Origin of the sequence: Wolbachia endosymbiont (group B) of Apotomis betuletana (assembly GCF_947250475.1) — a bacterium.
GTDB lineage: Bacteria > Pseudomonadota > Alphaproteobacteria > Rickettsiales > Anaplasmataceae > Wolbachia.
Genome location: NZ_OX366320.1, coordinates 483455 through 500381, shown reverse-complemented (window position 1 = coordinate 500381; position 16927 = coordinate 483455). Strand labels below are relative to the sequence as shown.

The window sequence follows — 16927 nt, the reverse complement described above, 5'->3', positions numbered from 1 at the left end:
TGTATACTAATATATACAAGATTTGTCAAAAATACGTCCAAAAAAATCTTAAGAATTTTTCTTAAAGCTAACTCATTGCATTAAGCAAGTAATGTAAATAATATCATAGATATGAAATTCAGCCTTTTTCGAAAACTGTTAGTAAATTCGATAATACCAATAATATGTGTTATCTTTTTGTTTCAGCATTGTAAACCATCAAAAATTATACCAATAAAAAGTAAGGTAAATGGCAATGATCTTGAAACATTGTCTACTGCAGCTCAAAAGTGTAACTTCGATGCTGTAAGATCCTTAATAAAAAATACAATAGATATCAATGCTACTCATCATTTTGGTGCAACATCATTACACTATGCTACAAGTGGAGGCTGTTTAGAAGTTATAAAATTTCTGGTTGAAGAAGGCATTGATATAAATACTACTGATGCTTTTGGCTGGACAGCTTTGCATTATGCTGCACGAAAAGGACATCTAGAAATCACTAAATTTCTACTGGAAAACGGAGCAAATCCTCTTGCTAAAAACAAAGATAAAAAAACTCCTTTAGATCTTGCTGTAGAGGAATTAAATAATAATAAAGAAAAAAAAGATATCTATGAGGAAATTATCAATTTACTTTCCCGTGCCTCCGTAACAGCTGTTATCATACTACGATAGCCCAGGTTATCAATTACATGCTCAGCTTTATTTATTATCCAACCACCATAAACTCCTTTGCGAAATCCCAAAAGGTTGATCTTTGCTTCGGTAAATAATTCAGGATTTCCTGCCATTGTAATGTTGAGTGTTGCTGTACTGCTCATCAGCTGATTTAATTTTGCAGATGCTGCACTTTGCGCCAAATCACTGCTTGCATAAACATCTCGCAGAATATAGCTTGGTTCTTGATCACCTATTTTTTCTGTTATAGTCTCTGCTTTTTCATAATCATACCAATAGGAAAGAACCGAGCCATATTGATTACGCTCATTAAATCTTACTTGCCAACTTGTAATATTTCCAGGTGTTAAAGTAATAGTGCTTAAAGTTTTTCCGGTAACTGATTTTGCTTTTCCTTTTGAAACAAAAAGTAAATATCCTCCTGCAGGTTTTGCTATTGCTCCATAAATTTGAGCAAGCCTGGTCAAAAAATGCATGTCGCTCTCTGCAGTTTGATCAATATGTGATATCATGATATTTGCAAACTCTGCAGCAACTTTAGCTTTATAGCTATGTTTATTTGCAATTTTTTCCACCAAATCATTTAAAGTAATTTGATGCCACTCATTAAATACTTGTTCCTTTAAAGACTGTTTTAAGTCTGCTGCATGACTCTTAATTTTTAACGCCTTGTGGTGGACCTTGTAGCGTAATTTCATTCACTATGTAATCTCCCATTGGCACAATACCAGTTTCTTTATATCCAAGTAAAATATTCAGCTTTGCTCCAGTTCTAGGAATCTCAAATAACGAATCACGGTCATCAAGGTGAATTATAGCAGTATCGCTTATTACTCCAGCTTCATCAGTAATATGAATTGATACTAACCGACTCTTTATCAACTCAGTGATGGAAATTCCTTCTACTGAAATACTAAAATCTGGTGTCACTTCAATCCCATAGTTTTACTACTTGCTTTTGTATTGCTTTTTGAATTACAGGCAGTTTAACGGTTAACCCTGCAGGAAGAAGCTCGTACTCTGCAAGCCCAGGATTAGCTTTCAATACAACCTCAACTGTGCCAGAGCTGAATCCATAGTGTCTCCAGCAAATAAAATCTAACATGTCATTTTCTTTAGTTTTGTAGTACATCATCATCAAATTGTATATCGTCAACGGGATTATTTAGTGATCCATCTAACAACACGTTATCGTAGTGTTTCAGGCTTAAATGAAACTCAATCTTCCTTGGTTCTCCATTTGGAAAAAAATATTTCTGTGTTTCTTCTATTTTTACGATAACAAAATGGCCTAAAATGTTACCCTGGCCATCAATAAGTAAAAGAGGTTTCGATGAATTTCGCATATTATTTATTTGCTTCATCCCTCCTGAATAGATTACTCCTGCAAGCTCAACAATGTCCTCTCCAGGACCAATACTTTGAAGCAATGGCTTTTCCCCAATACGCTCAAGTGCAGGCCAGCGATATTCACTTCTACGTGTAAAACCTTGCTCAGTTAATGCAAATCTATATGGACCAAGAGATAACATAATTTAATTTATATCGTAAAGTGCGCCACTAAATTGTTCTCTAATTCTCTCCATTACTTCATCAGCAATGCTGCGTGCATTCTGCTCAGGTCTTGAATGAATATTAATACTAAATTGCATTTTGTTCTCTATAGTCTTATTTTGTGCTGTAATGGGGTGCTTAAGAGAATCGCTGACAACGTTATTTACAGAGCTAACTTCTAATCTGGCCTCATTTTTTTTGCTCCACAGATTATTGATTGTTTTAAAAGGCTGAGTAATATTATTCCAAAATTTTCCTACCCAATCAGAAAAAGACTTCCATACAATTTTCACTGATTCCCAGATAGTAACAAAAAAGTTCTTTACTGCTTGCCATTTGGTAATTATCAAAGTTGCAGCAACAGCAAAACCACCAATAACCAGTCCCATAGGGTTGCTCATTAAGGCAATTGTCAATGCTTTAAATCCAGCAATTATTGCTGGAAAAACTGCAGAAAGACCTATTTTTACCAAAGTAATAACAGATCCAAACACTTTCCAAGTAAACAAAAGAGCGAATAAGGAACCTTTTACAAAAGTCCAAGCATATCCAAGAGATATGGCTGCTATTTTAATGCTAATCAAAGCAGTAATTGTGCTCATGATTACTGTAGTCAGTATTGGATATTCTTTTGCATACAGCGCTACTTGTGTAGTTGCTGACCTGAGAAGATTAACAGTAAAATTTAAAGATGGTAATAATACAAAGCCAAGATTCATTCCCACTTCTGCTATTGAGTTTTTAAGTAACTGAAGATTATTTGCTGTAGTATTTGCTCTATTTTCAAACTCTCTTTGCATTGAGCCATGATATTCTTCGTTTATTAGTCGCAAAGATTTTCTATACTCATCAAGACTACCAGTAAGTAGCGCTATATCATCTTGATATTCAAGACCAAAGAGATCAAAGAGAACGCTAGAACGTTCTTGCTTATCTAATTTTGCAACTGTTTCTAAAAATTTAACTAATGTACCTTGTGCATTCTTACCGATTGCTTTCTCAAACTCCTGAGCGTTTATTTTTAGCACTTGAAACGCTTTTTGAAAATTGCCACCTTGTTTACTTGCTGTTTGTAGTTTGCTAAGCATGGCATTGATTGCTGTTCCTGCCTTTTCAGGAGCTTTACCAAGACTAATAAAGCTGCTTGCTAAAGCTCCTGCCTCCACTGCAGTTAAGCCAAATTGCCTTGCTGTACCACCAATTCTGTTTAGCGTCGGAACAATTTCCTTGGCCTTTGCTGCAGTGTTATCAGAGATATGGTTTATCGCATCACCAACGCTTTTCATTTCACCAATTTCAATTTGGTAAATATTAGAAAGCTTAGCAATAGCTTCTCCTGCTTCTTCTGCTGACATATCAAATGCGGTTGCCATTTTGGCCACAGTATCTGTAAAAATTGCAAGATCTTTAGCTGCAATACCAAGTTGACCACCACTTGCAGTAATTTGCGCAAGTTCTGCTGCAGATAGCGGAATTGTTCGTGACATTGCCTTTAATGTTTCCCCAAGCTTTGTTAACCCATTTACATCTTTATCTTCAAATTTTACAACTTTTTTTACATCAGCCATAGCACTCTCAAAACTAATTGCAGCTTTAAGTGGTGCTGCAAGGGTGAGTCCAAGTGTTACAGCATCTATCATTTGAGCTTTGAAATTTACTCTTTGCGCTAGAACTCCTTTACGTTTTTGCATTACGGAATTTAAAGCCGTATAGTTATTTTTAAGCTTTTCAATAGAAGAGCCAAGTTTAGCTTGATCTCCAATAAGAGATTTTATGTCTCTACCACTTTTACTGAACTCCGTGCGTAAATGGTGAAGAGCACTTCTTTTTTGTAAATAAGCCGTTTTAGCTTTCAGTGCTGCAGCTTTAGATCTTGTAAATTCATTTTGCAGATTCTTACTTGGTTCTTCTGCGTTTTTTATCTGCTGAGCAAGAGATTTTGTTTTTATTTCCAGTTCATTCCAAGAACGCCGAGCAAGCAGAGCATCGTGGCTTAATTGTTTAACTTGGATACTGATTTACTTGATGATTCAAGTTGTTTTATCGTACTACCAATACGAGAAAGTTGCTTCGTGCTACCTGCTATCGTACTATTAAAACTGCTTTGCAGTGTTGCTCCAATTACTATAGAAATTGCTTTCATTTGTATAACTTTTTGCTACTTTCAAACCACGTAATAAATTCTTTAATATCCATATCAAGCCACTGATTGATTCCACCACCAACCATTGAGCTAAGCGACAATATGCTCAGCCTCAAGTCTTCTGCTGAGACAAAAAACCTTGTAACGCTTCTTGAATCTTACTGTAGTCTGCAAGATCAAGTTCTTCTACTGCTTCTCTTGAAATACTTGCAAGATTTGCAATTAGTGCTACTTCTTTCTCTGCATCGTTATTACTCATACGTTCAACAGCTAAACGATCTCGCACTTTTGGACGGCGCAGAGTTAGCTCTGAGAGTAAAATTCCTTCTACTGTTATTGGGTTATTAAGTTCTACTGTTGTCATGTTTTCCCCTAAAAGTTAATTAAATAAAAACTTCATAGCTTTTACATAACTAATTTTTTTTATTACAGTTTTTGTGTTTGATTGAAGAGGCAACCTAATATAAAAGTTATAGTAGGGGTTATTTCTCTTCAACTTGAATTAATTCTTGAACTTCATCGACAGAAAGACCTGTACACTTGACAATAGTGTTAATATCAACATTATTAGTCAACATCGCTTTTGCAACTTCAATCTTTCCTTCAATCTTTCCTTCAATCTTTCCTTCAATCTTTCCTTCAATCTTTCCTTCAATCTTTCCTTCAATCTTTCCTTCAATCTTTCCTTCAATCTTTCCTTTCTCTTCACCAATTTTGATTCCTTCCTCTTTAGCATCATCAAGTTTTTGAGCAAGGACAGCCTGTTCATCACGAATACGCTTGCTCTCCTGTTCATATGCTATAAACTCTTTTTCTGACCAGTTAAACCTGTTTAGCTCTTCATACGCTTTTTTGATTATTCCGTCACTTCCTATTATTCTTTCCAATTCTTCTTCACTTGTTTCATCAGCGTACTTAAAAAAATACACCCACTTCTCAACTATATTTGAAAGTTGATCTTCTTTGGTTTTGGGAAATTTAGGCAATTCAATAAATACAAAATAAAAATCTTTTAGATCATGTTCATTAGTATCTTCATCGCGAATAGTGTGCTTTGATTTATACTCGGACTTATCAGGAAATAAAATACAATCTGCTATAGCAATAAAGATAATTTCCTTAAGGTCATGGTATTGATCACCTTTATCTGCTTGTCTTGAATAGGCTTTAGCAGCGTAATATTGGGCACGTTTTTCAAAGCCTTTGGTTTTAGCGACCTGCATCTCAATTATCCATTGCACTCCTGTTGAATCTCTACATAGCACATCAACAATACTTTGCTTTTTAGATGCGATATCAGGGTCTTGAATAGTACTTAAAAACTCTATATCCTGTATTGCATTTTTGCCAGTAAAGCTCAAGATATCATTGAGGAAGTGAATGAGAATGTCTTTATTCTTTTCAGTACCAAAGATACGGCGAAATGCTATATCATTTTTAGGGTCAAGAAATTTAGATAAAGCCATAGCAAAAATGCCTAAAAAACGTTAGTAATTATACAGTATTATCAGTAATTTTTCAATAAAAAAGTGAAAAGGCATTCGTCCATTCCATTAAATCCCTAGAATCGTTTGCAACAAAGCCATTTGATCAACACCGTTAATCTTACGGATCATATTTTCAGCATCGATTTCTATTAATTCATTACCACCTATAGTAAGTTTATAGTAATGGGCAGCTACAGTACACTTCAGCGTTGCTTTTTCAGCAGGTTTCCAACTACCAAAATCAAATTCTTTAAATATGCCCCTAAGGTTGATAATAACTCCTTCAACTTCATTACTTCCACTTCCTTGCATTCCACCACGAAGAGTTAAAGATACAGAGTTTCCATTTATCAACCCAAATAGCCGAAAGAGCTCTGTATCATATTCAGAAAGAGTGAAATCTGCTTCCAGTTTCTCCATGCCCATATCAATATTTATTGGAATATCCATACCACCAGCTCTATATTCCTCTGTTTTAATGGTGAGTTTTGGCAGAGTGATCTCATCGATACGACCAGCATAACCACGACCATCAACAAATACGTTAAAATTTCTCAGTATTTTCGGTAACACTTTGCTTTCTCCTAACTTATATTTACGAGATGAGATCTGAATATTATTTGTTCTGCCGGATATGGTGGTGTAAACTCAAAGTCAAAGTATACTTTTCCACTTGCAATATTTGCTGGTGTATTGAGCTCTGGAGTTGCATAACATTTTCCGCTGATAATAGCTCCTTGTGCTTTTAAATTGGCCAAATAAGAATTCACCCCCTCAATCACATCATCTATATAAGTTTTGGTGATATTGCGATCAACTGCCCATAAATGAGCTCGAAGTAGACTATCATTGATTAAATCTGCAGTCCTTCTCACTGACAGAAAAGCCCATTTTGAGTCATTTGAACATGTTCTATTTCCCCAAAGCCTATAGCCGTTTTGATCAATTATCGTTGTTACTTCATTTTCATTTAAGTGGTTTGCTCTACAATTTGTATTACCGAGCGTAAAATCAATAGGCCTGCTTGTTCCAACAATACCATTTATCTCTTTATTTGAAGGTGAGTGCCAGAAGCCTTGCTCGCTGTCTATCTTAGCTATTAAACCAGCTACAAATGGACTCGATGGCAAGATTTCTTCTTTTCCTTCAATAAATACCTTAATCCATGGGTCAACCACATAAACTCTTGAGCTGCCTACACTTTTTCTCCATTTTATTGCTTCTTCATCATTAGTATTTGGTCCATCTGCAACAATAATTGCTCTTAATTTTTCTGCTATGGAAATTAAAGCACTCACTACTGGATTTACTCCATCTATTTCAGGTAACTGATGAGTAAACTGAGGTGCAATGAGTATTCTTGGCGCAATATGAACTATGCTTTCACTACTGAGGAATGCCTCTATCCCTTGATACTCTCCAGTCTCTTTATCAACACCGCCAATTATATTTTTCAGCGTCTCTTCTTCTTTTAATTTTGGATCGCTGTTTTCACTTTCTTTAACTCGAATAACTACTACTGTTGCACCAATCTGGGAAAATATTCCATTTACTGCAGAAGGTAAACTTCCACTCTTTCCAAGCTTTGCTGCTTCCTTTAAACTTCCTGCTATCAGTACTGGTTTATTCAGTGGAAATTTTTGCTCATCAGCTTCGAATGCAGTACCAATTACACCTATCACTGATGATTTAGCTGTACGTACTGATCTTGTCCCTGAGGTAACCTCTATAACATTTACGCCATGTAAAAATTCTTCAGCCATTTCTTTGTATCTTTTGTTTAAAATCGTTTAGTAAGTTCTCTACACTTTTGGCTTCTGCAATTTTCTTCTTGGTAATGTCTTCCAACTCTTCACATTTAATTATTTCTTTTACTGCTTTTTTTGCTTTTTCTTCAATTATTCTTGCCATTTCAATAACTGTAATACCACGGACTTTTGCTAATGGTTCTATAATTTCTGTATCCTTTTTACTTATAGACTCTGGTGCTGCTAGAATGCTTTTTGCGGCTTTTTCTTGTATTTGATACGATTTAGCTTTTTGGTGAGAATTTCCAGCGTATTCGTTAGTATAGTTATTAAAATAAAAACGAAGTGCAGAAAGCTTCGCATTTTCCAATAATTCCAGCTCAATATCTTCCTTATTCCTTTCAACAATTTTCTCTCCTTCTGTTAAACAATAACTTTTTTGCCAGTCAAAATTCTTTGGTGCTTCATACCAATCATTTCCAGTTGGCTTGTTTTCAAGTGTTGTTATTTCAACTTATTTGTAAGCGTATTTTCTTCCTCTTTTACTGCCAAAGTTTATATGTTGCATCTAGCCCTGGACACTGCCACGCTCTTAGCGTTCTCTCTACATCGATCTCAAGTCCTGTGGTTAAAAAATTACTGCGAAAGTTATATATTCCCCACTGAATAAATTGACCATAGATTGTGCTATACGTATGCTCACTCGCAAAGAACTCAGGTGTCTCACCAACTCTTTCACCTCCTGAGTGAAGATTGGATGACGTATAAAGTAACACTGTAACAGTTTTTCCTGCTGGAATGAGTATGTTACCTGATGCAATAAATTCAGGACTGTTAATTTCATGCTGGTAAATACGTGTCCAAGTAATTCTCGAAATCTCTGACTTCCTTGTATTAGTTTTATCAGGTGTACCTATAAATAATCCTGCTCCTCCATAATTAACTTCATCTTTATACCACATTGCAGATCCAACAAAGTTTAGAGTTTTACTTATATCTACATTGCTTGTGTTTTTTACGAATATTACTCCTAGTGCAGCATAAGGATATTTCAACATATTGAATTGCTCCGAAAATCCATCATACATGAATCTTGGGTATGATTCTCCGTAGATAAATGTACCTTTACTTCCTTCAAAAAAACTGAGTTGTCTTGGCCGATAAAAACTAACATAGCTTGTATCGTACGTGTGAGTACCTGCAAGTAGTTGCAGCATATAGTCTGTTTTTGTTATATCACCGCTCCACTCTCCAAGCTCAGTTGTAAAAGTTCCGTGGCCAAAGTAATTATTTTTTCTACTTAGTACACCAAATAAAAAAGGTAATGCTCCAGGTTCAATCATATGACGATTTCTTACTTCTTTCATGATTGATGAGCCACTTGGTACATCATTTATGGAGTTAAGCTTGGTTGGTTCTCTGCTCCTTATCTCCCTCATAATCGATGAACCACTTGGCACATCATTAACAGTACGGAAGTTATTCACTAAACCTTTTAGACCATCTTTATGATCATTGCCAACACTATTTATTGCTGCAATGTTGGCATTCTTTCTCGTATCAAGTAGCGATAAATTTGTTGTCCCTTTTTCATCAATTCTCTTTAATAATTGCTTCTCTGATTCAGAGATCACTGCTAAAGAACTAGCTTTTTTATTATCCAGATCAGTTAAGTGTTTTTTTGCACTATCAAGAAGTTCTTTTAGCTTACCATCAGTCATCTGTACAATTTCAGAAACTGCACTTTTGTCGACTATTGATTCCAATGCTTTAGCAAGATATGCTAATTGATCTGGAGTACTGTTTTCTGCTAAATCCTTAAGTCTTTTTTGTAGTGCATCAATTATTCCTTTTACTTCAGTCATCTGCACAACGTTGGAAATAGCTTTTTTATCTGCTATCAATTCCAGCGATTTTGCAAGATATGCCAGTTGATCAGCTGTGCTACTTACTGCTAAATCCTTTATCCTTTGGTATATTGCTTCTTTCATTCCCAAAAATTCAAAAAAGTTTCAAATCTAAATCGTTCAAAATTACTTTTCAGTTGATTATGTTTATTTTCTCTCTCACTCATATCTTCATCTATTTTCTCAATTGTGGTACGAATACGTACTACATCTTCCACTGCAATGTTTTCTGGATGAGGTAGTGGATACCCTCTACTCGTTTTATCATTTGACATTCTTCTATGTAACAATGATTCGTAGATTTTTGACTTTAGGACGATAGATAACTGTTCCACTTAAAACTAATTTTATCCTTGTCTCATTGCCATTAAAGTTTGTCAGCACATGAGTTCTCTCTACCCAATTTTCTCCAATTGGTTTTCCTGATGTTAAATTTACTAATTGCCATTCTCCCACGTTTTTCTCTACATAAGTTTTAATGTCTGCAGTGCCAGGTATTAGCGCATCATATGTTATGGTAATTTTAGTGTTAGCTCCTGCTGTAATGCTTCTTGTAACATAATCTCCTTTTTCCCCTATATTACCCATAACTAGCTGTAACCCAGGATATAGCACTGGACTTTTTTCTTTTGACCCTTTTAAATTTGCCTTTACTGTTAACTCTCCAGATAGTCTTTCACGCAGCGCGAGCGACAAGTTATCAGATAGAAAATTTTCTTTTCCCTCTTCATCTATCAGAATAAATTCTACATTGGTATCAAATGCTACTTTTTCGACGTTCGTCAAAACAATTAAATCTGAAGTATTGTTTGCAGTAACTTTACCAAGATCAATAACGTGAGAATTTTCAGTGAACTTCGCTGCTAAAAGCCTAAAAGTTAGATCTAAATTTTGATGTGGTGTCCAAGTACTTGCGTTGCTAGATGAAAGTAATACTCCTACTTGATATGGCTGACTTGTTACCCAACGGCTATTTACTGCATCATATTTGCCAAGTTCTGCTATCTTTACTGCAGTACCAGGATCATCAGTAAGCAGTACTATTGAATACTCCTCTCCTGCATGGCAAAACACTGGTGACCACTCTATACGTGTTGCTGTGCCATCTATCTTTATATCTTTTGGCTCAATATAACTTTCAGCAATGACAGTCTGCGAGGGCATTCCCACTGCTGTTTCTCTAATCTGCACAACAACACGTTTTTTGCCGCTATTTGTGAACCATAAATCTAGACCCCCTATGTGTCTGCTCTCATTTAAAGTAAATGTTTGTGCTAAAGGATCAACTCGTCTTGCTGCGATCACTCTTCTTCTTTCTTCTATGGTAATTGTTTTTTTACCAGTATAAGTTGCTTCTCCATAGCTTCCTTTATTCCCATAAAATTGCACCAATTTAGTACCTGCTGGAATGTTTGCTGGGATTTTTATTTTTCCCTTTAATTTTCCCTGATTGTTAGCTGTTAACATTTGGTTTTCCAGTTTTAAGTTATAGGTTGAATGTTTATTCCGTCAAATTTTATCTCTTTAAGCTTCTCATTTGGCTCAAAACCTTCAATTTCAAAATTCTGTATTGCTTCTCTCATAAATTCAGTTTCATAAGAATTACTTGATAATAGCTCTGTGGTCTCTCTAGTATTAAATTCTCTAGTTACTGGACTTTTCCAATTTGTTTTTACCTCCGTCCAGTGATCAATGTTTTTATTTATGGTAACTTTTGCGGTTATTTTATCAAAAGCTTGATACGGATTAATTTTTTCACTTTTAGTCTGTAAAAGCTGTTCTAATACCGGCTCAAGTTCATACGGTAAAAGATAAGGTTTTGTGCTCTTTTCAACATCAATAATTTCTACGTCTATCGGTAAAATTAGTTCCTTATTTACTATCGCTGCAGACTGCGAAACTCCTTGATCACGCATATCATCGTCAAAGAACGAATCTACAAACACTCCTTTTTTCGTTGTAGGTTCTCTTGAATTTGCATCACTGCGTAAACGTTCCTGTGCAACTAGCGCATAAAGATCATTTATTCCTTTTTTCATTGCTTCAAGCTCATTCATCGGTACAGCATGAATAGCATTATTCACTATTTTTACCCCTTCTTTTTCTCCGTTTTTCCATGTCTGATGAATGTAGCAGAGCAAAAGTTGTCCACTAGGCGCTCTAGGCATTGATGGTCTCCAGGGATGGGCAATTCCCTTGATTCTTCTCACCACTCCTTTGCTATCGATAGTAATTAAATCAAAGCGGGGCATTTTCCAGGTGTAATCAATCAGAACCAAGCTGTTATCAACTGCTCCTTTTACTTTGCATCCCTCTTCACTTATATCTTCAGGACTTACATGAGTACGACAGCGATAGGTTATCAGGTAACTACTCCCAGGAGCTGGTTCTTTGCCAGGTAATGACCAATCAACGTTTCCTGCATTTAACTTATAGTCTGTACTATTTTCATAAATAACATTGCCTTGTTTAACTTGAATAATCTCAAGTACTGCAGAGTCAGGTATCGGATCAACAGCTCCTGAGTATGAACCATGAGTAACAGTAGTGGTTTTCTGAACAGTTATATCTACTTTTTTGATTTCACTTATTGGAAAATCATTAACTTTAAGTTCCATTACTCTTTGGCTATTTAGCTGAAAAGTATGTGGTTCTGATTCAACTGATTTTATATTCGGATCTTGATCAAAAGAAACACGAATACTATGAGGTAACTCAATCTCATAGCCATCAACATGAGCTTTTCCCTCATTAATCACGAATACTTGTTTTTTGCCCTCTTCTTCCTTTTGCAAAAACATTACTTCAAGGCCATTTACAACGTAGGAACCATTAGCTTCTTTGTCATAACGAGCAAGAGCAGTAGTTACTATGTTTGCTTGTGGTGGTGGTGAATGTTCTATTAATACTCCATTTTCAATGTTATAGATTGGATAAAACTCTCCTGCAGAAAAACGTGGAGAAAGACCTTCTGCTTGATAACCCCAAATGGTGGAAACTTTAAGCCTTGCAGCTCCTACTTCTTGATAATTACGTGTACCAACAGCAGGATCACGAAGATTTTCGTCCTCAAGTTCTGTAATCGTAGATTCTAGATAATAAACACCTATACGAACTGTGGTACTCAGTGGAATAACAAACTCTTTTGCCTCTACCTTTCTCACCGCTCCACGAAGATAGATTTTTCCTCCTTCAAGTGTAACTTTACCAGTTTCTCTATCTATAATACAATTGCTGCCTGTTATAACATCGCCATCACGGAATATTGCATCACCTATGCCTTTAAGCTTAGAGAGAGCATATTCTTGCGTCTCGTTTAATTCTGCTGACTGTAGACCTCTTCCTGCAAGAAACAAGCTTTTTTCGTATTCTTTGTCAGGATTAAAGCGGTTATAATAACTATTTAAGGTCATTTTGTTTCAAAAAGTTACAACAAATGAAAAAGTTTCCCGAGTTGCAGATGTTCTGATAAGTGGCACGGTGTGTTCTAAAACTAACAAAATTCCCGGATTTTCCACGTCTTTTGGCTCAAAATATCTCTGCCCAGATGACACTTTTTCCTTTACCTTTGTACCAACCATAACTCCGAGCTCCCTTATTACTTGATTTGCTGCGTCCGTGAAATCGAAAGTAAATTTAAGATAGAGATTATTAGTTGGTACATTAGAGGGTTTAAACCTACCTGTGGGAGTTAGAAGCTCTCCATCATCATCACCAGTACAAAAGAGTATCTCATCAACAACACGACGTCCAACTTCCTTAATTAATGTTGCAGAAGTAATTAGTTCCGGTGGTGTGTCTTGAGTGTACTCTATAGTGATTACGCTATCTGCTATAATTGCACCATTTTCTACACGCTCAATAGTGCCTGAGCTACTATCAACTATATAATCTATGCTTGACTGATAAATTGTTTGCCCTGTATAAACTTTTACATCTTTAATAGTGTGGTGATCTAAACTTATCTTGCCGCCTGCTGCAAAAGTTTTTTCAACTTTGTAGCTGCTTTCCCAGGTAGAATCTCCAGATCCCCAAGCAAGATGTATCGGTTGCTCTTTTATGCTCGCAGCAATAGCTGCTCTGCCTGATTGTGTGAGTACTGACATAGTTGATTGTGCAGTTGATATTATGTATATACAAGATCCGTAGAAAAAACGTCCAATTTTTTTGCAATAATAGGATCAAAATCTTTCCAAGGGCGATTTAAGTGGCGATGTTCATGCCAAGTAACCATACCTGAATAGAATGCTGCTACGTAATTTTCTAGCTCATGAATGGGATCTTTCTGTTTTGAATCTGAATCATTTTGACAATCAACATGATATTCCACTAAATTAGACTCTATTATTTTTTGATCAGTAAAATTCTTCGCTTCATAGTAATAAGTTATACTAAATCGCTCTAAAATTGGTGTACGTTGAAAATTCCAAATCTGCTCAGAAAGTTTATCTTCACTTAAGTGAAGTGTATGCTCTATTTCTTCATAAGTAGTTGATGCAAAACAAGCATTGATATCCCCTAAATTCCAACTATTGTAAGTTAAAAATATGATATAAAGGAGATAAGAGGGAAGATAACCCTACTCACTATAGGAATAGAGTTATCACGGGCGTGTGCGACCGACCAACTGTTGGTATTATAACCGTTCGGATCAAGGTACACTAGCCCATCTCTCGATACGTTTGAATAGTTGCATGGGACATATGTATGCACCCGTTTACAATCTTAAATTAATTAAAACTAATCGAGGTTATTATGATTACATCTTATCAAAATTTTATTGGCATTGATATCGGAAAATTTAAAAATGTTGTTGCAGTTCACAAACAGAAGAACGCTGTCGAATTCGACAATGATACTGCTGGCTGGCAACAATTGTTTCAAGATTTTTCAAATATCTTACCTAATTCTTTAGTAACTCTGGAAAACACTGGAAAATATGAGCTTGGCTTAGCACATTTTCTTGTTGATAAAGATATTGCTGTACATCGAGCTAATACTCGCAAAGTAAAAAGCTTTGTTCTATCTCATGGAACTTTAGCAAAGTCTGATCAATCAGATGCAAGAGCCCTTGCTCAGTATGGGTTTGAACGCTATAGTACTCTATCTCTATTTGCACCTATGTCAAAAGAACAAACAACCTTAGTTGCACTTTGTCAACGTCGTGATGACATTACAAAAATGAGAGCTCAAGAGAAATCTAGGCTTGCAGCACCTGAAAACGACCATATAAAAGAAAGCTGTCAGAAAACTATTGAATTCTTTAATAGCCAGATAGATGAGCTCAACAATACCATACAAAAAATTATTGATGAGAATCCAGAGTTACAAAAGCGCCAAAAAATCCTTAAAACAGTTCCAGGAATAGGTGCAAAATTATCTCAAGATTTTCTGTGTCTAATGCCAGAACTTGGTTATGTAAGTAGGGGAGAAATTGCAAGTCTTGCTGGAGTTGCACCTCATCCGAAAGAAAGTGGTAAAACTATTGGTTATCGCAGAATAAGTGGTGGCAGAAGCAACGTTCGTGAAAAGCTTTTTACAGCTGCGATGTCTGCTTCAAGGTCTAAGTCTGCGCTTGGTGCCTTCTATTCAAGGCTTGTTGGTAAAGGTAAAAAGAAGATGGTGGCTATGACAGCTCTAATGCGTAAAATCATAGTAATTGCCAATGCGAGGCTTAAAGAAGCAGTCAATGTGAATTAAAAAAATCTGCATAGAAAATAGGTTAACGAATATGTGGATAAATACGTCTACACACATTTAAAGTATTTATCCACATATTCGTTAACCATAAGATCTAAGCAGTAACTGTTGTTTGATACAAAATTTTTCTATGATTAAGTTAGGGTTTTTATTGTCAAAAATGCACTTTTTACTCGAATAAAAAACAAAATTACAAACAAAAGTTGTAATGAAACTAAATTCAAAAAATTTTAAAAAACATAGTTGATCCGATAATATAACTTGCGCTTTCGCAAACTTAATTGCCGGTAATAAGCTCTGTGGTAGCGGATATAGCGCTTTTAAGTTGTACCACAAATGATCTCTTTCATAGATGCCTTTGTAATCCTTTGTATGAGCCTCTGTTTCTCCAAGTACTGCTACATCTAATCGATATATGTCATTACTAAATGCTTGTTCATAATGCTCTCTTAAATAGTTGTCTACAATCTCTACTAACGGACCTCTAGAACTGAAAAAATTTATTCTTCCAAACGATAACACTGGCCCATTTTTTTCAACTTTTCTACCTGAATAGTCTGATAATAAGCTGCCGAATATACTTTCATCTAATATAAACCTATCAACGTTATAGTAGTCATTAAAAATCCTCATTAGCCTTGATCTTGCTGGTAATGATAGTTTTGCAAGTTCTACTACTGCATCTACAAAAAAGTCATTTGGAACATCTTTTATTCCTATTTGTAATTCAAAGAAGTGTTTACCAGGTGGTTCTTCGATGATTGTAATATCTTCTATATTTGCCCATTTTAGTGCTATTTTTAGTGATGCTGGAGTTCCTCTCAGTCTTTGAAATTTTACTCCTTCTATTACGGCTTTTCTTCTATCTTTTACCCAGCGCAGTATTTCTTCTAAACCATATTCTTCTATTATCCAAGGCAATGTTTCTTCTTTAAGACTAAACTTAAATCCTCTGATACAGCTCGGATCAACCTTATAATCTGTTGCATCAACCAGTGCTTGCTCTTGCTTTGTTGCGTTTGGCGGTAATAAACTTTTCATTTGTCTTTTCTTTCAAGTTGCTTTAATTCCCTTTATTTAGGTAGCTTATGAGTAAGCAAGAGGTCATTCCAGAAAAATAAAGATGTTCTTAATATCAAAAACACTTTCCTTAATATTTGACCATATTATCCATACTTTAAAAAACAAATTACAACTTCTGGAAGAAAATCAATACTTTCCTCTCCCTAACATTGGATCCAGTAAACCACTTATTGCACGCAATCCCCTCACTGGCACAAAACAAAAAAAATACGTTTTAAATCCTATCTAACTTGACGTAGCCAAGCACTGCACACTCATTCCCCAGAACCACAACATCCTCTCTTGGCTCGATTAATTCTACGTTTTCTACACCCTCTACAAACAAATTTGCTATTATCCAAGATCTTGTAACATTCCATCCCAGCCTTCTATTTGCTTCAAACTTCTTAATAAACTGCTTCTTGATTTCCTCCTTTGATATTATAGGACTTATACTCATTCTGCTGTGAATATCTATTTCCGTAATATTGCAACCAATTACTGTTATCGTATCTGTTAAAACCCTTATATCATCTCTGGTAACCTGCTTTTTTACAATTTCAAGTAGGTCTTCTGGCACTGTGGATAACCATACGCGTCAAGTTAAGGAAATAAAGGTATGAAAGAGATAGAATAATAAGGTATAAGTTCTCCCAGATATAC

Annotated in this window: 20 protein-coding genes and 1 pseudogene; 2 read left to right on the top strand and 19 right to left on the bottom strand. The window is 35.5% G+C overall.

Annotation, left to right across the window (positions count from 1 at the left end):
• Positions 1-111: 111 nt before the first annotated feature.
• The gene (locus tag OOK82_RS02240) at positions 112-660 is read left to right on the top strand and encodes an ankyrin repeat domain-containing protein (protein WP_264377158.1); all 549 of its coding nucleotides are present in this window, start codon (positions 112-114) and stop codon (positions 658-660) included.
• On the opposite strand, the gene OOK82_RS02235 is transcribed toward OOK82_RS02240, so the two are convergent.
• The 17 genes from OOK82_RS02235 to OOK82_RS02155 all read right to left on the bottom strand — a co-directional run bounded on the left by OOK82_RS02235 (position 597) and on the right by OOK82_RS02155 (position 13832).
• Entirely contained in the window at positions 597-1361 is a 765-nt protein-coding gene (locus OOK82_RS02235; RefSeq protein WP_264704391.1) for a phage late control D family protein, read from the bottom strand. The two genes, OOK82_RS02240 and OOK82_RS02235, sit on opposite strands and share 64 nt — an antisense overlap.
• A complete protein-coding gene (locus OOK82_RS02230; RefSeq protein WP_264704390.1) occupies positions 1318-1593 on the bottom strand; it encodes a hypothetical protein in 276 nt (91 codons plus the stop codon). Before OOK82_RS02230 ends, OOK82_RS02235 begins: the two co-directional genes overlap by 44 nt.
• Before the next feature lies 1 nt (position 1594).
• Positions 1595-1801, bottom strand: a complete 207-nt coding sequence (locus OOK82_RS02225) for a tail protein X (protein WP_406718390.1) — start codon at positions 1799-1801, stop codon at positions 1595-1597.
• Entirely contained in the window at positions 1779-2195 is a 417-nt protein-coding gene (locus OOK82_RS02220) for a phage tail protein (protein WP_264377161.1), read from the bottom strand. Before OOK82_RS02220 ends, OOK82_RS02225 begins: the two co-directional genes overlap by 23 nt.
• 3 nt (positions 2196-2198) lie before the next feature.
• The gene (locus tag OOK82_RS02215; RefSeq protein WP_264704389.1) at positions 2199-3908 is read right to left on the bottom strand and encodes a phage tail tape measure protein; all 1710 of its coding nucleotides are present in this window, start codon (positions 3906-3908) and stop codon (positions 2199-2201) included.
• 302 nt (positions 3909-4210) lie between these two features.
• Entirely contained in the window at positions 4211-4360 is a 150-nt protein-coding gene (locus tag OOK82_RS02210) for a hypothetical protein (RefSeq protein WP_264686608.1), read from the bottom strand.
• A 112-nt stretch (positions 4361-4472) separates the two neighbouring features.
• A complete protein-coding gene (locus OOK82_RS02205) occupies positions 4473-4724 on the bottom strand; it encodes a phage tail assembly protein (protein WP_262986631.1) in 252 nt (83 codons plus the stop codon).
• 118 nt (positions 4725-4842) lie between these two features.
• On the bottom strand, positions 4843-5826 hold the full coding sequence (locus OOK82_RS02200) for an Rpn family recombination-promoting nuclease/putative transposase (RefSeq protein ID WP_264704387.1): 984 nt from the start codon (positions 5824-5826) through the stop codon (positions 4843-4845).
• Positions 5827-5913: 87 nt separating this feature from the next.
• Positions 5914-6420, bottom strand: a complete 507-nt coding sequence (locus OOK82_RS02195; protein WP_264377165.1) for a phage major tail tube protein — start codon at positions 6418-6420, stop codon at positions 5914-5916.
• A gap of 11 nt (positions 6421-6431) precedes the next feature.
• On the bottom strand, positions 6432-7610 hold the full coding sequence (locus OOK82_RS02190; RefSeq protein ID WP_264704386.1) for a phage tail sheath subtilisin-like domain-containing protein: 1179 nt from the start codon (positions 7608-7610) through the stop codon (positions 6432-6434).
• Positions 7603-8103, bottom strand: coding sequence for a hypothetical protein (locus OOK82_RS02185; protein ID WP_264704657.1), 501 nt, complete (start codon positions 8101-8103; stop codon positions 7603-7605). Before OOK82_RS02185 ends, OOK82_RS02190 begins: the two co-directional genes overlap by 8 nt.
• Before the next feature lie 34 nt (positions 8104-8137).
• Complete coding sequence (locus OOK82_RS02180; RefSeq protein ID WP_264686604.1) at positions 8138-9586, bottom strand: hypothetical protein; 1449 nt, start codon at positions 9584-9586, stop codon at positions 8138-8140.
• Positions 9583-9777: a hypothetical protein gene (locus tag OOK82_RS02175; protein WP_264685152.1), complete on the bottom strand. Its 195-nt coding sequence runs from the start codon at positions 9775-9777 to the stop codon at positions 9583-9585. The genes OOK82_RS02180 and OOK82_RS02175 overlap by 4 nt, the downstream gene beginning before the upstream one ends.
• A gap of 4 nt (positions 9778-9781) precedes the next feature.
• A complete protein-coding gene (locus tag OOK82_RS02170; protein ID WP_264685153.1) occupies positions 9782-10969 on the bottom strand; it encodes a hypothetical protein in 1188 nt (395 codons plus the stop codon).
• Positions 10970-10983: 14 nt separating this feature from the next.
• Complete coding sequence (locus OOK82_RS02165) at positions 10984-12915, bottom strand: DUF4815 domain-containing protein (protein WP_264704385.1); 1932 nt, start codon at positions 12913-12915, stop codon at positions 10984-10986.
• Positions 12916-12921: 6 nt separating this feature from the next.
• Positions 12922-13608, bottom strand: coding sequence for a hypothetical protein (locus OOK82_RS02160; RefSeq protein WP_264378050.1), 687 nt, complete (start codon positions 13606-13608; stop codon positions 12922-12924).
• A gap of 20 nt (positions 13609-13628) precedes the next feature.
• A complete protein-coding gene (locus OOK82_RS02155; protein ID WP_264377302.1) occupies positions 13629-13832 on the bottom strand; it encodes a hypothetical protein in 204 nt (67 codons plus the stop codon).
• Between the two features lie 425 nt (positions 13833-14257).
• Here OOK82_RS02155 and OOK82_RS02150 point away from each other — a divergent pair, with 425 nt between their 5' ends.
• Positions 14258-15202, top strand: coding sequence for an IS110 family RNA-guided transposase (locus OOK82_RS02150; protein ID WP_264336326.1), 945 nt, complete (start codon positions 14258-14260; stop codon positions 15200-15202).
• 81 nt (positions 15203-15283) lie between these two features.
• Here OOK82_RS02150 and OOK82_RS02145 read toward each other — a convergent pair whose 3' ends face one another.
• Together OOK82_RS02145 and OOK82_RS02140 are read right to left on the bottom strand one after the other, a co-directional pair.
• Entirely contained in the window at positions 15284-16243 is a 960-nt protein-coding gene (locus OOK82_RS02145) for a phage tail protein (protein WP_264704384.1), read from the bottom strand.
• A 256-nt stretch (positions 16244-16499) separates the two neighbouring features.
• A pseudogene (locus OOK82_RS02140) lies at positions 16500-16844 on the bottom strand (baseplate assembly protein); the annotation flags it as partial.
• Positions 16845-16927: the final 83 nt, after the last annotated feature.

What these genes read in the sequence shown, in the direction of transcription:
- OOK82_RS02150 (WP_264336326.1), top strand. Translation starts at nt 14,258, where the DNA reads ATGATTACATCTTATCAAAATTTTATTGGCATTGATATCGGAAAATTT.
- OOK82_RS02225 (WP_406718390.1), bottom strand. Translation starts at nt 1,801, where the DNA reads ATGATGATGTACTACAAAACTAAAGAAAATGACATGTTAGATTTTATT.
- OOK82_RS02165 (WP_264704385.1), bottom strand. Translation starts at nt 12,915, where the DNA reads ATGACCTTAAATAGTTATTATAACCGCTTTAATCCTGACAAAGAATAC.
- OOK82_RS02175 (WP_264685152.1), bottom strand. Translation starts at nt 9,777, where the DNA reads ATGTCAAATGATAAAACGAGTAGAGGGTATCCACTACCTCATCCAGAA.
- OOK82_RS02190 (WP_264704386.1), bottom strand. Translation starts at nt 7,610, where the DNA reads ATGGCTGAAGAATTTTTACATGGCGTAAATGTTATAGAGGTTACCTCA.
- OOK82_RS02205 (WP_262986631.1), bottom strand. Translation starts at nt 4,724, where the DNA reads ATGACAACAGTAGAACTTAATAACCCAATAACAGTAGAAGGAATTTTA.
- OOK82_RS02215 (WP_264704389.1), bottom strand. Translation starts at nt 3,908, where the DNA reads ATGCAAAAACGTAAAGGAGTTCTAGCGCAAAGAGTAAATTTCAAAGCT.
- OOK82_RS02200 (WP_264704387.1), bottom strand. Translation starts at nt 5,826, where the DNA reads ATGGCTTTATCTAAATTTCTTGACCCTAAAAATGATATAGCATTTCGC.
- OOK82_RS02220 (WP_264377161.1), bottom strand. Translation starts at nt 2,195, where the DNA reads ATGTTATCTCTTGGTCCATATAGATTTGCATTAACTGAGCAAGGTTTT.
- OOK82_RS02170 (WP_264685153.1), bottom strand. Translation starts at nt 10,969, where the DNA reads ATGTTAACAGCTAACAATCAGGGAAAATTAAAGGGAAAAATAAAAATC.
- OOK82_RS02180 (WP_264686604.1), bottom strand. Translation starts at nt 9,586, where the DNA reads ATGAAAGAAGCAATATACCAAAGGATAAAGGATTTAGCAGTAAGTAGC.
- OOK82_RS02235 (WP_264704391.1), bottom strand. Translation starts at nt 1,361, where the DNA reads ATGAAATTACGCTACAAGGTCCACCACAAGGCGTTAAAAATTAAGAGT.
- OOK82_RS02210 (WP_264686608.1), bottom strand. Translation starts at nt 4,360, where the DNA reads ATGAAAGCAATTTCTATAGTAATTGGAGCAACACTGCAAAGCAGTTTT.
- OOK82_RS02240 (WP_264377158.1), top strand. Translation starts at nt 112, where the DNA reads ATGAAATTCAGCCTTTTTCGAAAACTGTTAGTAAATTCGATAATACCA.
- OOK82_RS02160 (WP_264378050.1), bottom strand. Translation starts at nt 13,608, where the DNA reads ATGTCAGTACTCACACAATCAGGCAGAGCAGCTATTGCTGCGAGCATA.
- OOK82_RS02145 (WP_264704384.1), bottom strand. Translation starts at nt 16,243, where the DNA reads ATGAAAAGTTTATTACCGCCAAACGCAACAAAGCAAGAGCAAGCACTG.